Source organism: Methanomassiliicoccales archaeon, assembly GCA_014361295.1.
GTDB lineage: Archaea > Thermoplasmatota > Thermoplasmata > Methanomassiliicoccales > JACIVX01 > JACIVX01.
Genome location: JACIVX010000001.1, coordinates 1,428,792 through 1,443,497, shown reverse-complemented (window position 1 = coordinate 1,443,497; position 14,706 = coordinate 1,428,792). Strand labels below are relative to the sequence as shown.

At 48.4% G+C, this 14,706-nt stretch carries 16 protein-coding genes; 11 read left to right on the top strand and 5 right to left on the bottom strand.

The window, feature by feature from the left end:
• Positions 1-2: 2 nt before the first annotated feature.
• Positions 3-1,202 carry a bifunctional phosphopantothenoylcysteine decarboxylase/phosphopantothenate--cysteine ligase CoaBC gene (gene coaBC / locus H5T41_07140; GenBank protein ID MBC7108544.1) on the top strand — a complete coding sequence of 400 codons (1,200 nt, stop codon included), beginning with the start codon at positions 3-5 and terminating at the stop codon, positions 1,200-1,202.
• Positions 1,199-2,065, top strand: coding sequence for a hypothetical protein (locus H5T41_07135; protein ID MBC7108543.1), 867 nt, complete (start codon positions 1,199-1,201; stop codon positions 2,063-2,065). Before coaBC ends, H5T41_07135 begins: the two co-directional genes overlap by 4 nt.
• Before the next feature lie 56 nt (positions 2,066-2,121).
• Here the strand turns inward: H5T41_07135 and H5T41_07130 are convergent, their stop codons facing one another.
• Positions 2,122-2,418 carry a DUF357 domain-containing protein gene (locus tag H5T41_07130; protein MBC7108542.1) on the bottom strand — a complete coding sequence of 99 codons (297 nt, stop codon included), beginning with the start codon at positions 2,416-2,418 and terminating at the stop codon, positions 2,122-2,124.
• A 1-nt stretch (position 2,419) separates the two neighbouring features.
• Positions 2,420-3,946 carry an ATP-binding protein gene (locus tag H5T41_07125; GenBank protein MBC7108541.1) on the bottom strand — a complete coding sequence of 509 codons (1,527 nt, stop codon included), beginning with the start codon at positions 3,944-3,946 and terminating at the stop codon, positions 2,420-2,422.
• 240 nt (positions 3,947-4,186) lie between these two features.
• Between H5T41_07125 and H5T41_07120 the strand changes: the two genes are divergently transcribed.
• Positions 4,187-5,038, top strand: coding sequence for a ribose-phosphate diphosphokinase (locus tag H5T41_07120; GenBank protein MBC7108540.1), 852 nt, complete (start codon positions 4,187-4,189; stop codon positions 5,036-5,038).
• 99 nt (positions 5,039-5,137) lie between these two features.
• Positions 5,138-6,535 carry a proline--tRNA ligase gene (locus H5T41_07115; protein MBC7108539.1) on the top strand — a complete coding sequence of 466 codons (1,398 nt, stop codon included), beginning with the start codon at positions 5,138-5,140 and terminating at the stop codon, positions 6,533-6,535.
• A 151-nt stretch (positions 6,536-6,686) separates the two neighbouring features.
• On the opposite strand, the gene H5T41_07110 is transcribed toward H5T41_07115, so the two are convergent.
• Entirely contained in the window at positions 6,687-6,893 is a 207-nt protein-coding gene (locus H5T41_07110) for a hypothetical protein (protein MBC7108538.1), read from the bottom strand.
• A gap of 340 nt (positions 6,894-7,233) precedes the next feature.
• Between H5T41_07110 and H5T41_07105 the strand changes: the two genes are divergently transcribed.
• Genes H5T41_07105 through purQ form a run of 6 tightly spaced genes read left to right on the top strand, consistent with a single transcriptional unit; the run spans position 7,234 to position 12,635 of the window.
• On the top strand, positions 7,234-7,653 hold the full coding sequence (locus H5T41_07105) for a hypothetical protein (GenBank protein MBC7108537.1): 420 nt from the start codon (positions 7,234-7,236) through the stop codon (positions 7,651-7,653).
• Positions 7,654-7,702: 49 nt separating this feature from the next.
• The gene (locus H5T41_07100) at positions 7,703-8,482 is read left to right on the top strand and encodes a tRNA (adenine-N1)-methyltransferase (GenBank protein ID MBC7108536.1); all 780 of its coding nucleotides are present in this window, start codon (positions 7,703-7,705) and stop codon (positions 8,480-8,482) included.
• Between the two features lie 23 nt (positions 8,483-8,505).
• The gene (locus H5T41_07095) at positions 8,506-9,162 is read left to right on the top strand and encodes an NAAT family transporter (protein ID MBC7108535.1); all 657 of its coding nucleotides are present in this window, start codon (positions 8,506-8,508) and stop codon (positions 9,160-9,162) included.
• Positions 9,163-9,209: 47 nt separating this feature from the next.
• On the top strand, positions 9,210-9,449 hold the full coding sequence (purS, locus tag H5T41_07090) for a phosphoribosylformylglycinamidine synthase subunit PurS (protein MBC7108534.1): 240 nt from the start codon (positions 9,210-9,212) through the stop codon (positions 9,447-9,449).
• Between the two features lie 7 nt (positions 9,450-9,456).
• Complete coding sequence (purL, locus tag H5T41_07085) at positions 9,457-11,787, top strand: phosphoribosylformylglycinamidine synthase subunit PurL (GenBank protein ID MBC7108533.1); 2,331 nt, start codon at positions 9,457-9,459, stop codon at positions 11,785-11,787.
• Between the two features lie 11 nt (positions 11,788-11,798).
• Positions 11,799-12,635: a phosphoribosylformylglycinamidine synthase subunit PurQ gene (gene purQ, locus H5T41_07080; protein MBC7108532.1), complete on the top strand. Its 837-nt coding sequence runs from the start codon at positions 11,799-11,801 to the stop codon at positions 12,633-12,635.
• A gap of 60 nt (positions 12,636-12,695) precedes the next feature.
• Here purQ and H5T41_07075 read toward each other — a convergent pair whose 3' ends face one another.
• Positions 12,696-13,355 (bottom strand): DUF120 domain-containing protein, encoded by a 660-nt coding sequence (locus tag H5T41_07075; protein MBC7108531.1) that lies wholly within the window; start codon positions 13,353-13,355, stop codon positions 12,696-12,698.
• Positions 13,356-13,527: 172 nt separating this feature from the next.
• Between H5T41_07075 and H5T41_07070 the strand changes: the two genes are divergently transcribed.
• Positions 13,528-14,352, top strand: coding sequence for a DUF2099 family protein (locus H5T41_07070; GenBank protein MBC7108530.1), 825 nt, complete (start codon positions 13,528-13,530; stop codon positions 14,350-14,352).
• On the opposite strand, the gene H5T41_07065 is transcribed toward H5T41_07070, so the two are convergent.
• Positions 14,349-14,705 (bottom strand): twitching motility protein PilT, encoded by a 357-nt coding sequence (locus H5T41_07065; protein MBC7108529.1) that lies wholly within the window; start codon positions 14,703-14,705, stop codon positions 14,349-14,351. The two genes, H5T41_07070 and H5T41_07065, sit on opposite strands and share 4 nt — an antisense overlap.
• Position 14,706: the final 1 nt, after the last annotated feature.

Sequence of the window (14,706 nt, the reverse complement as noted above, 5' to 3'; positions counted from 1 at the left end):
TCATGCACCCTTCTGAGAGTATTTGGGGCACGAAAAGCAAATCTCTGGCTGGAAAGAAAATCATATTGGGTATTACGGGCAGCATTGCGGCTGTCGAGTCGCTTGAACTTGCAAGGGAACTTATCAGACACGGGGCGCAAGTCCGTGCAGTGATGACGCCTGAATCACTGAAGATCATTACATCCCACACTATGGAATTTGCTACAGGTCAACCAGTTATTACTGATATCGGAGGGCAGGTCGAACATGTGTCACTGCTCGGCGACTTTCCCGATAGAGCGGACATGCTTCTGATCGCCCCCTGCACTGCGAACACGATCTCAAAAATTGCCGCTGGCATCGATGACACCCCTGTAACGACAATGGCTACGACCGCGATCGGGTCTGGTGTTCCGATTATGATCGCCCCTGCGATGCACATTTCGATGTACCAACATCCGATCATCCAGAAAAACATCAAGGCGCTCGCTGAGCTGGGAATCGAATTCATCGAACCATACATCGATGGGAAAAAGGCAAAACTGGCGAGCGTCGAGGAAATCACGGAGAGGGTGATCAGAAGGCTCGGACCGAGAGATTTTCTCGGCAAACGGATTCTGATTATTGGCGGTTCATCTGCAGAGCCGATCGACGATATGAGGATTATTACGAACCGGGGAACAGGGGAGACGGCCGTCCAGCTTGCATTGGCGGCCTTCGAAAGATCTGCGGACGTCGAACTCTGGATGGGCCGTTCCAGCGTGCCGATGCCGGAATTTATCAGGACAAAGAGATTTGAGACTGTTGGCGACCTATTGGAAATGGTCAGAGAAATCGATCAGGATATCGTTCTCGTACCCGCCGCTTTGTCAGATTATACGATTGAAAAAACTGAGGGGAAAATTCCTTCGGACAAGGAGGAACTTGTCCTTCACCTCAGGCGAGCACCAAAGGTTCTTGAATCGATCAGGAAAAAGAAATGTGTGCTCTTTGGGTTCAAGGCCGAGTCTGGCGTGACGGCCGACGAGCTTGCTGCGAAGGCAAGATCACGAATGATTGAGTTCGGACTCGACGGAATTGTCGCAAATGATCTGGGGGAAGTATCAAGTGGAATGACGAAGGTCACGATCATGACCAAAAAGGGCAAGACATGCACGGTTGCAGGGTCAAAGAAGGAAGTTGCACATCGAATCCTGGATGAAATCCTGAGGTACATCGCATGAAGGCAATTGCGTTTTGTCCAGGACACATCACTGGCTTCTTTCAAATCTGCGAACACGAGGAGATCCTTCGCACTGGCTCAAGAGGAGCGGGGATGTGCATTTCCCTTGGAGCCTCAAGCACTGTGAAGATGGAGAGGGGGACTGGGCGAATTGAAATCAAGATCAATGGGCAGAGAAGCGATGCGCCTGTTACAAAGCAGGCGCTCGCGAAGTTGATTTTCGATAGGGAATTTGATGTATCTGTTGAGACAACTCTCGACCTCCCCATAGGGCAAGGATTTGGAATGAGCGCTGCCGGAACTCTGTCCGCTTCGCTCGCTGTCGCCACTCTACTAGATTTACCGTTCCAGAGAGCTCTTGAGGTTGCCCATGAGGCGGAGGTCATTCACAGGACAGGGTTGGGCGATGTTTCCGCCCTCTCCAGAGGTGGTGTGACTTTCAGGAGAGTGGAAGGATTGCCGCCGTACGGAATCGTTGACCGGGTCGCCGCGGACGCGGAAATTATACTAGGCGTCGTTGGCCCGCCGATTCCAACATCGAGAGTGCTCCGTGACGTTGAAATCAGGGAGAGAATCAATGCGATCGGAAAGGAATGTGTCGAGAACTTCTCTAGGAGTCCATCTTTGGCCAACTTATTTAGAATCTCCAGGGAATTTGCATTACGTTCTGGGATTATGACAGATTATGTCAGAAAGGCCCTTGATGCCATTGATGGGTTCGGACCAGCCAGCATGGTCATGCTGGGAAACTCGATCTTTGCTGCTGGCGATGTAGACGAGATTGAGAAACTTCTAAAAAAATTTGGAAAAACCTATCGTGTTAAGATCGATTGGATTGGACCCCGCGTGATTGCTGAAGAATGAATACGTGATCTTTTGTGGTAATTGAACGATCTGAGGTGCACCCCAAGAAAGATTTTTTATTCATAAAGTGTGAACAGTTGATCGTTCTCCCCGACATCAAAGAGGCCGAGGCGCGCACCGCAATCCAACCATCCATGAGCGTAACTGACACACGCGAAACTATTGACCAAATCACCTTGATTTCTAAAATTAAGCGCGTCCTCATAGTAAGATTTCGCCATCAGAAGAAAATCTTCTGCCAATTTTCGACCAAACGATCTCGCTGGTACCGCAATCCTGATTGTCTCGAGAGCACGTTTTGTAATTTCCAAATATCTAATTAGATGATCTTCCGAAATCGCGTTTCTCTGCATCTCATACCCTCTTCGAAGGTACGATTTCGACGCTCTCACCGCCGTGCTTACTCTCCCTCGGTCTCACTTCAACCAGAAGTGGCATCTGAATATTTCCGCCGACAACAAGCGCGACACCGATTGGTAACCTCTGGATTTCATCCGCAAGGCCAGCTGTCAATCCCTCCACAGACGCGGCAATCGCCTTCAGATCGTTTGGATTGGTTACCTTGAGAATCATCTGCGTGTTGCACTGGCTCAACACATTCTTGTCTACTTTGGCCGCGCGCTGACTGATGATGGTGAGGCCGAGGCCGAATTTCCTTCCCTCGGAGGCGATCGTTCTGAAGATCTTGCTCGAAGCTGCAAGCCCCTGTTGCGGGCAGTAGTTGTGAGCCTCCTCCACAACGAGCATCATCGGCGGTATTTTGCCGACCTTCCGTAATTCGAACAACGCGGTCGCAATCCTATTGACAACAAGTTCCTGGATATCTGGTGGCGTACCTTTGAGGTTAATGATCGTCGTCTTTCCCTTTACGACGATTTCATCGATCCTCGTACCTTTGGCAGCAAAAATATTGATCTCATCAAGATATTCGAGCTCTGCGATGAGCGCAGCATTCTGCGTCTCTTCATCCGCTTCCAGCACATTGATTATGTCCTTAAGAGTATACTCCTTCTTGATGCTTCTCACGCTATCGATTGCCTTTCTCAGTGATGTCAGATAGGCCCGCACATTCTTGATGTTCGTCAGGCTGAGCAAATCCCTTGCCTCAAGATTGGCAAGGGTGAATTTCAAAGGAATCGCGTTCTTGTTGACATTCGTATCCGTTGCGAATTCGATGATCTTATCCGCGTAACCGCGGGGTGTAACCTCGAAATTTCTCGTCGTTTGCGGAATGGACCCTTTTTCCCTCATCGAACCGTATTCCCCATGAGGGTCAATGATGAGGACGGTCACATCATGTTTCATCAACTCTTCGATGAGTGCACCACAGAGGAAACTCTTACCGCCACCAGTCTTCGCGAGTATGCTGACATGTTTCTGAACCAACGCATTGATGTCGATCTCGACGCGGATATCGTGGCCAAGAAGAAGTCCGATGTAGGCACCAGTATCCGTTCTCTCCTTAAGTCCGATGACATCCTTGATCAACGTGTCTTTGGCCTTATAGACGAGATCTCCCGCCCTAAAAGGCGTGCGTGGGGTTTGAAGAAGACCCCTTTCATCGCGAAAACCGATGATGTCGACCTTTGCCGTGACTTTCTCCTCGATCGGTACGACCTCCCCCTCCGAGACCATCTTTGCCCTTTCGATGGAGAGATCGGTCTTTCGCTCCATTTCTGATACAATCCCCAACACCCAGCCGTCAGTCTCGTGTTCAACCTGGACGTATTGCAACCGCTCCATATTCCCAGTCGCGCGGCAATTGAACGAGGTCGTTCCGACATTGCCGTAGATAACCCCAACACATTCGAGGTCAGGGTATTTGTTAATCTTGTGAGAAGCGTTGCTCTCCGTTGTGTCTACGGCAGAATCGGTTTCCATCGCATCCCATCCGTCTTCGATATCATTCGCTCAGGATAAAAATGTTTCCGAAACCCCCTCACCATCACTGGCTTACGCCAGCAACACGGATTTTTCACATAAAAGGAGAAATCGATGCAAATCATTTTTCAAATCGCTTTTCTCAAAGGTCTCGCATTAGAGATGAAGTGAAAAGTTCTCACCTTCTGAGCGTCACCACATGGATAGATATTAAATGCAAAAGGATGATTCTCCCCATAAATGATCATCGTAAGTGGCTCATCTTCAAGGAATCTGGCTAATGATCTTGCTGAGCGAATCAATCTTGAACATGTCCGGGCAACTTCGAGGAAATTCCCAGACGGGGAATGTTATGTTCGGATTGAGAAGGAAATGATTGATGAGGAGGTTATCATCGTTCAAAATTCGTATCCGAATGACATGCTCGTCGAACTCTTTCTCTTGCAGGATGCTGCCAGAAATCTCGGCGCGAAGAAGATTATCAATGTAATCCCTTACTTCGGATATGCCCGTCAGGATAAGATCTTCCTCAAGGGCGAGGCCATCAGCGCTCGTGTCATGGCTAAACATCTTGACCTCGAAGCAGATAAGGTTATCACGGTCGATATTCACACCCCAAAGATCATCGAATGGTTTGGAAAAGCTACAGCGATCGATGTTCACGCAGCGGAATGTATCGGAAAATATTTCATCAATGATGGGATCGACCTCGTTCTCGCTCCAGATCAGGGAGCTTCAGGTAGGGCGAAGGCCGTTGCATCGGTTTTGGGTTCGACATGGGATCATCTTCTCAAGACAAGATTAAGCGGTACTGAGGTGAGAATAACACCAAGTAATGTCGACGCTAGAGGAAAAAAGGTGCTTATCGTCGATGATATTATTTCAACGGGCGGTACAATCGAAGCGGCAACGAGAGAGCTGCGAAGACTCGGAGCGAAAGCGGTCTACGCTGCCTGCACACACGGACTTTTCATCGGCGGCGCACTCGAACGCCTGAGAAAGTCTTGCGACAAGATCGTGGCTACGAACACGATTGAAGGGGAAGTGTCAATGATATCCGTGGCGCCAGCAATCGCCGCCGCTCTCCAATGAATTGATCACAAGATTGACCATGACAATCTTTCAAATGAGGCTGGAAAATTTTATAGAACGGAGGTCTAATTTCCAATTCCTTTTTCAAGGGGCGGATACATGAAAAAAGAAGAGAATTTCAGCGAATGGTACAACGAAATCGTCGAAAAAGCGAATCTCACGGATAAGAGGTATCCGATCAAAGGAATGAATGTCTGGACGCCTTACGGATGGAAGATCATGTCCCTCATTGACTCATTCATCAGAAAAGAGTGTGACGCGACTGGACATGAGGAAGTTTACTTTCCACTGCTCATCCCTGAGACGGAATTTAGGAAGGAAAAAGAACATATCAAGGGATTCGATGCGGAAGTATACTGGGTTACACATGCAGGAACAAATCCCCTTGATATCAGGCTACTCTTGAGGCCAACAAGCGAGACGGCGATGTATCCGATATTCTCACTCTGGATCAGGTCACATACTGATCTGCCCTTGAAAGTTTATCAAATCGTGAACACATTCAGGTATGAGACAAAGCAGACGAGGGCATTCATCAGGGTAAGAGAAATTCATTTCTTTGAATCTCACACCTGCCATGTTGATGAGGAGGACGCACAGCGGCAGGTAGAAGAAGACTTTGTTATCCTTGAACGAATCGCGCGCCGTCTTTGTCTCCCCTATTTGCTGTTAAAAAGGACAGACTGGGACAAATTCCCAGGCGCTTACTACACGGTAGGTGTCGATACCGCTTTACCAGATGGGCGCAGCTTGCAGCTCGGCAGCATTCACCATTACAGAGAGAACTTCTCGAGACCGTTCGAGATCAAATATGAAGATCCAGAAGGCAACATAAGATATGTGCATCAGACGACATTCGGCATGAGTGAGCGGCTCGTAGGCGCTGTCGTGGGCGTTCACGGCGATGATCGTGGGCTCATTTTGCCACCAGACATCGCGCCTTTCCAAGTCGTCATCATTCCGATACTTGCAAAAGGAAAGACTGAGGAGATCACGAGAGAGGCGGTAAAACTGAGGGACGAGCTTGCACATGCGGGGATCAGAGTCAAACTTGATGACAGAGACGAAAGACCAGGAAGCAAGTTCTACGACTGGGAGATTAAAGGGGTACCGCTGAGACTTGAGCTCGGTGCGAGGGATATTGCGCAAAATGTTGTGACATTTGTAAGAAGGGACGAGGGGGAGCGTGGAACAATCAATCGAATCGAAGTTGTCGATGCGGTCAGAAGAATTTTAACACAGATAGCCGATGATCTTCTCAAGAAGGCTCGCGAAAATCTGATGAAATCGATCGAGACGATCGATTCGATTGAGAACATCCCCAAGAAAATCGTGCGTTTCGGCTGGTGTGGTTCAGAGGATTGCGGGAAGAGATTTGAAGAGATGACAGAACTAAAGCTGCTGGGTACCCCCTACTATAAAGAAGAATTTCATGGACCGTGCATTGTCTGCGGAAAACCGACGGAAATCGTTGCTTATGCGGCGAGAGCGATGTAAATTCCTTTCGTGTAAACAATGGATCGTCGAAACGGGACTAAATTAACGACCGAAAAACGATGTCGCCATCATAGTACAAGCGACTTTCATGAACCACAGGCGACGTAAAGAATGCTGGGTACTGAAGAAGGCCAAAAAGCACAGAAAGGCTTCATTTTCCCTTTAGAGATAAAATAAGTCCGAGTATTCCGAAGCCGAACAGCACGATGACAATCGAGTAAACGCCGATGAATTCCTTTTGAAAAATATTCCAGCTTCCGTAAAGCAACCCCCATGCCCAGTACATCGAGAAGCCGGCAATGATCAGGAGCAGAGATAACGCCATTTTAAGTTTTCTCGGAAACTGGGATTCGGCCATCGAGTTGCTCAATGCCTTCACCGTATAAAATCCTTTAGTTTGAAGATTAACTGGACTCCTTAATGCTCAGGACGTATATTGGAACGAAGATGTAATATTAAACCGCCAAATGCATTGAGACTTCTTTCGTTACTATTACAGCAGAGAATCAGATTTCAAAAAGCTCGAGGTCTTTGGATAGTGACTGTCTGCGAGGTGTAGTAATCACGATGAATCAACAAGGAAACACGATTGAGCTTTTCTATCCATGAGCGTATGGAAAGATGATAAGCGCTGGAGAAGGTCTTCAAGCCAGCTAATGTTTAAATAATCCGACGGCGATTGTCATTAGGGTCATGGGATGCCACTCCTTGCCTTCGTGATCATACTCATCTGGTTTGCGACAGGAGCAGTGATTGCCCTTTGGATTTTCAACGATTCGAGATCGAAATTCAATGAAGCTGCACTCGATTGGGTTATTGCTGGATTCTTTCTCAGCATCATCGGAGCGATCCTTTACAAATACGCGTCGAGACAAAGACTGATACGTGAAACCAAGTATCCGCCAGAGCCCCGATACGATGCGCCAAAGTATGAATTTGAAGAAAAGAAAGCGATCCAACCTGTAGTGTCGTCTGACGAAAAAGAAAAGAAAAACGAGAAGGATGAAAGGAGGCACGTGCAACAAATTGAAGGGATTCCGCGATGCCCCTATTGCGGTGCCGCGATTTCCATCCACGATTGGAACTGCCCCGGATGTGGAAAGAATTTGAGATATTGACAATGGTCCCCAAAATGCTTTTCTTTACCTGGGCACATCTACAACTCAAATGCTGAAGGAAGGCGAGACTCTTTACTTGCTCGATGATAAAGGTAGGCGCTATTGGTTCATTTTAAAAAAGAATATGATTAAGATCGAGGGTCTCGGGATTCTCGATGGGAATAGAATTATCGGCGCTGAAAACGGCATTTCAGTTGAAATCGCTGGTAAAAGATTTTTTGTTCTCAGACCTGGAGTCCCTGAGCTAATGGAGTCGATTGAACGCAGCACCCAAGTCATCATCAGTAAGGACGCTGCCCACATCGTTCATTTTCTTAATTTAAAATGCGGGGATATCGTGGTCGAGGCTGGCGCTGGTTCAGGATGCCTGACCATCGCGCTCCTGAACGCGATTCAACCTTATGGTAAGGTCATTTCATTTGAGTTAAGGCAAGAATTTGCTCAAAAAGCTAAAAAGAACGTGATGAGGAGCCAACTGGAAAAACATTGGGAGTTGAGAATCGATGATATTAAAACGGCCAAGATGGATATGCCCGTTGATGCGGCGGTTCTCGACATCCCAGATCCCTGGGAAGCACTCGACAACGTGACTAAGATGTTGAAAGGCGGGGGAAGATTCTGTGCATATGTTCCAAATGTCAACCAGCTGGAAAACACCGTAAAGCGATTGAGAACCGAGGGCTATGTGGAAATCCGGGCATTTGAAAATTTACAGAGACCAATGGAGGTTCACGAAGGGGGTACGAGACCTGCCTTTGAAATGCTTGGCCATACTGGATATCTCATTTTTGCACGAAAAGTCCTGCGAGAAAAGCCAAGTGTTAACTAATTGGATAAAGATGAGGAAATTGCATGAGTTTCGAGTTTGCCCTGAGCGCGTTTGCAACCATCTTCGCCATCGTCAATCCAATTGGCAATATCCCGATCTTTGAAGCAGTCACGATGGGATATTCCAAGGAATTGAAGAAGAAGGTCATCAGAAAGATTTGTACGGTTACCACTGGCGTGCTTTTCGTTTTCGCAATTTTCGGCCAATGGATTTTCTCGTTATACGGAATCACGATTCCAGCATTCAAGATCGCGGGCGGCCTTCTGCTCTTTTCCGTTGCCTTTTCAATGATGCACGGCCAGCGTTCAAGGGCTAAGATCAGCGATGAGGATCAGGAAGAGGCGATGGCGAAGGAGGTTGTCGGAATTGTACCGCTCGGCATTCCAATGTTCGCAGGTCCAGGCGCGATCACGACCGTGATGATATTTGTTTCGGAGGCCATGAAGTCAAGCGATATGATCGTTGATATGTTTTCGATTTTCATCTCGATCATTCTGACGGTCATCATCAGCTACTTATTGCTCACATACTCAGAACCGTTGTTCAGGAGAATGGGCAGAAGCGGTGCGATGGCTTTTTCAAGAATCATGGGTCTCCTTCTCGCGGCAGTTGCGGTGAACTTCATCCTCTCAGGCGTTTTCCAGTCAATAAATGATTATTTCATGGGATTATTTGGTTAGTGAACAGGATTAAGTAGGGCACAGAGAATCTACCAAAAGGTGCTCCCATGGTTGTCGTCGACATACGCATAGAGTTGAAGCCTGGTGTTGCTGATCCAGAGGGACAGAATACGAAGAAGGCCCTTGAGCTTTTGGGTTTCAAGAATATTAAGGGCGTGCGCTCAGTTAAACTATTCGAGATCGACCTCGATATGGCAGAGAGAGAAGCGATCGCCACCTGCGAAGAAATGTGCAGACGCTTGCTTGCGAATCCGGTAATCCACAATTACAAAATCGAATTGAAGTGATTAATTTATGGCGCTGGAGAATCTCATTAAAAGGCGACAGGTGCCCTTCGAACTGTCAGAAATTGATCTCCTTTCTGCAACTGATCACGATTTAGTTGAAATCAGCCATGCCATGGGATTGAACCTCAGCCTCGAGGAGATGAAAACAATCAAACGATATTTTGAGCGCAAAGGTCGACTCCCGACTGACGTCGAGTTGCAATCGCTCGCTCAGGCCTGGAGCGAACATTGCTGTTACAAGAGCTCAAAAGTCTTTCTAAGGGAGCACATTTTCAACATCGACCACCCTGACATCCTTGCAAAGGGTGATGCGGGTGTTATGGTATTCGACAACGAATATGCCTACGCTCTCAGGATCGAAAGCCATAACCACCCGTCGGCCGTCGAACCTTATGGCGGCGCTGCAACGGGCATCGGCGGCATCGTCAGAGATGTCCTCTGCATGGGCGCGCGACCGGTCGCACTCATCGACCCCCTCTTCTTCGGTCCGCTCGATTTCGACGGTGAGTTACCTCCAGGCACGAAACACCCAAAATACCTACTCGGGGGTGTTGTCGCAGGAATTAGAGATTACGGCAACCGGATTGGGGTACCCACGCTATGCGGCGCAGTCTTTTTCGACGAGCGCTATATCGGAAACTGCTTAGTTAACGTAGGATGTGTTGGCATTGTCAGAAGGGATCGAATTCTTCGAAATGCTGTTAGAAATTCGAACGATGTTCTCATCCTCGCTGGCGGGAAAACTGGCAGGGACGGTATACACGGAGTAACTTTTGCCTCCGCGGAACTCGATGAAACTTCGGAAGAGAAATCGAGAGGCGCTGTCCAATTGGGAGATCCAATCATGAAAGAGCCGCTAATCCACGCGTGCCTCGAGGTCAACGCAAAACAACTGATCTCGGGAATGAAGGATCTCGGCGGTGGCGGTCTTTCGTGCGTCGTCGGCGAACTTGCTCTTGCTGGCGGATGCGGCGCGGAGGTTGATCTTGATAAGGTGCCGCTGAAGGAAACTGGCCTGGCGCCATGGGAGATTTGGGTTTCGGAATCGCAGGAAAGGATGATGCTCTCCGCTCCGAAGGAAAACGTTGCAAGAATCATTGAAATCTTCGATTTGTGGGATGTGCCTGCGACGGTCATTGGGAGGGTCATCGAGGAAAAGGTTGTTCGTCTTTTCTACAATAGCACCAAGGTTTTTGAGCTCGATCTCGATTTCTTTGCAAAAGGCCCTGAATACTGCCGACCGATTCTCGAGAAGAAAAGGGAATTGCGGGGGGAAACGGAGTATCCCTCGCTACCGTCAGATTTGAATGAGGTACTCCTGCGGGTTATCGCTGACCCGAACATCGCATCCAAGGAATGGATCATCAGACAATACGACCACGAGGTACGAGGATGCACCGTCATCAAACCTCTCCAAGGAAAAATGGGGAAGAGGGGGGCTGGAGATGCAGCGGTCATTAAGCCTTTACATCATTCTAAGAAAGGTCTCGCTATCGCCGTCGGCGTAAACCCCTGGTTCACAGCGCTTGATCCTTATCGCGGAGGATTGAGCGCAATTGATGAGGTCTGCAGGAATCTGACAGCCGTAGGAGCAATGCCTCACGCAATCACCGATTGTCTGAATTTTGGAAATCCTGAAAAGCCTGAGAGGCTCTGGGAATTCAAGGAATGCGTGAGGGGAATTGGTGATGCGCTCAAAGCCCTCGGTATCGCGGCACCATCTGGAAACGTGAGCTTTTATAACGAAACACCCAAAGGTGCTGCGCTCCCGACACCGACGGTCATGGGAGTAGGGATCGTCGATGATGTGAGGCGCTGCGTGACCGCAGACTTCAAGGAGAAGGGAAATCCAGTCTATGTTGTTGGAGAGACGAAGGAAGAGATGGGAGGATCGGCGCTCTTCCGAATCTTTGGTGGTCGCAGCGATCTTGTGCCGGATGTAAACCTCAGGGCTCTCTCGGAGCGAATGCAGAAACTTAGACATTGCATTAATGAGGGAATTGTGCGGGCCTGCCACGATGTTTCAGATGGAGGGGTTTCAGTGGCGATCGCAGAAATGTGCATTTCCGGGGACATAGGGTTCATCGGCGATCTCGGGGGAATGGGCAAAGAAAAGACGATCGTCAAACTCTTTTCAGAATCGAACTCAAGATGGATTGTCGAAGTCGATCAAAAAAAAGAGAGTGATTGGAAGGAAATCATGAGGAATGAAGCGATCAGGATCGGAAAGGTCGAGGGCAAGGCGATGATCGTTTATGATCGCAGTAAACTGATCGATCTTGATATTGATGTGCTGAGAAAACACTGGTCAGAGCCGCTCTGGCGACTGCTCGGATGAGAGGTGATCCGATGAAAGCCGAAGATGTGAAAGTCTGTATCCTCAGAATCGAAGGGACGAACTGTGAAGATGAAACTTGCGCGGCATTTCGATTCGTCGGCACATCACCTGAAATCGTACACCTCAAACAACTGACTGGTCATTGCTCGGCTGATCTCCGAAGGAGACTCGATGATTATCACATCCTGGTTATTCCTGGCGGATTTTCCGCTGGCGATTATGTGAGGGCGGGGGCGATATTTGCAGCGCGAATGAAAAGCACCCTTTCAAACGATTTGAAGAGGTTTGTGCAGTCTGAAAAACCTATTATCGGCATCTGCAACGGGTTTCAGGTGCTCGTCGAACTCGGGATGCTGCCAGCGTTGGACGGAGTGATGAGCGATTCAGCGCAGGCAGCCCTGGCGACGAACGAATCAGGGAGGTTTGAGTGCCTTCCAACACTTTTGAAAGTCGAGAGCAAAGGAAAATGCGTTTTCACGCGAAGGATGAAAAGAGGTGAGATCGTGATGTTTCCCTCTGCTCATGCCGAGGGCAAATTCATGCTCCCTGCTGAAAAAAGAGAATACATACTCGACAAACTCGAAGAAAACGACCAGATTGTCTTCAGATATGTTGACGAAAGCGGATTTTATGCTGGCTACCCATGGAATCCAAACGGCTCGTTGAGGAATATTGCAGGCATATGCAATCCTCTTGGCACGGTTCTCGGGCTGATGCCACACCCTGAGAGGACCTTTTTCCGGTATAACCATCCTGACTGGACAAGAACTCGTTTTTCGCCCGAAGATCCCGGTGACGGCAGAGCGGTTTTTGAATCCGTTGTCGAGTATATCACAAAAAAATTTTGAAGGAAAATCATCGGATTTATCGATAAAGTGGTGAAGAATTCATCTGACAGTTTCATCCGTTCAGACGAGCGAAACCCGTACTTCCACCTGATCTCCGTCTTTCAAACCCAATGTCCTGCGGAGATGATATTTGCAGATGATCTCCATGACATCGCTGTAATGGGATCGGCTCGGAATCACGACAGCGCAATCGATATTCTGGATCGATGCCTTGTGTGCCCTGACATCACCGAATGTGCGGCCGTTCCTCTCGAAACCCTTGATCAATATCCCCCCGCTTCCCCTGAGTGCCTCGAGCTTCGGCAGGTCCGCCGGGAAAACTTTAAGATTAAGAGTGCCATCATATGGCCTAAATGAGAGTTTCTCCTCGAACTGTTCCATGTACCCTGACTGTGTCACATAATACTGCCCCTCACCCATTCCAGTGATGACAGTACCTCGAATGATGACGAAATCTTTCATTTCGAAAATCCGTTGGTATTCAATATACTCCTTCTTCAATAATTCGATGCCTTTTTCGGTCAACTTGATTCGCTGTTTCCTCGCGCCGAGATCACGCTGGATTAGACCCTTATCGAGTAGATCGAGGATGCGTTTGGAAGCGGATTGCTGGCTCATGTCAAGAAGCTCGCCGAGTTCTCTTGATGAGATAGTGATATAGTCGTGGAGACCACCGAGAAGCGCGATCCTTTTCAGCGCAGCAATTACTTTCTCATCCATCGTTCCAACCATCCTGCGAAATCAATCATTTTCAATGAATACTTGATAATTCCATCCGTTCATGCTTCGATTCTAGGTTTCGATATTTAACTCTTTCATAATACTCGATGAAGGATGATGACACGTAAGCTTAATTTAATCGCCGGTCATATCCCGCGCTAAGGGATTCCACATGGACAGACATGTTATCGAAGCGCTAGGTCGAGCAAGGGTTGTTATCGAAAATGGAAAGGTCACGGAGGTCGGCGAACCGATAATCACTTATTGTCCTCTGTTCAAGAAATACAGAGGGATTGAGAGGATCACAAGGGAAGCGATCCGCGAGAATATCGAGTTCAGGATCAAGAGCTTTGGTATGTGCACTCCCCAGAGAGAAATCAGGATGAGGGACTTCCTGAGTTTCGGCGTTTCGGAAATCATTGCAATGGCCGTTTCTAGGAATTTCCTCGACTGTGCCGTTCTCGTGTGTGACGGCGCTGGCACAACTGTCATTAATGATCCGGAGATCATACAGGGAATCGGTGGGAGACTTTCTGCAGTCATCGAAACAACCCCATACCCAGAGACCATTAGTGTTCTTGGCGAGGAACGCGTTCTCGATCCGAAAACTGGTAAAATCAACCAGTTTGAGGGCGTGCGCCTTGCTGACCGCCTTGGATTTCAGAGGATTGGGGTGACGATCGTTTCAGCGGATGAGGCGGCGAAAATCAGAAATTGTTACGGGCCGAGGGTGGCGATTTTCGCAGTTCACACGACCAATGTGAGTAAGGATGAAGCGATAGGCCTTTTCAATTCGTGTGACATCGTGACGGCATGTGCATCAAAGTGGGTCAGAGAGGTCGCGAAGGAAAGAGCGGTTTTCTCCGTCGGAAATAAGATCCCCGTTTACGCCTCCACGGAATTCGGCAAGAAACTCATGGAGGAGCGATTGAAAATGATTCCTCACAAAAAGAATGAAAATGAAGAGTCTGCCGACACGCCGCAGCCTCTTGTTTAATCGATATAAAACTCAAGATGATTCCTCGATCGAAGCACAATGACCTTGATTCCGCGCGCGCTGAGCTTTGAAATGAGATACTTGTCGTTCGTGACAACGAAAGCGTTGAGTTTCGAAGCGAGTTCGACGACCGCATCATCACCCTGCTGATCTGTCGAATCAATCCTATACTTTCGCGCCAGGTCGAGTGCGGCTTTTGCGTATTTATTCCTCGAGCGTTTCAATTCGCCGATGACCGGTGAAGGCACATGAACCTCGCACTCGCCAATGAGGCGCTGCAGTTCGAGATCAATATTGAGAGAACATTCAAAAGGCATGAGAAGAGCATTCGTATCAAGAACGACTTTTTGCATA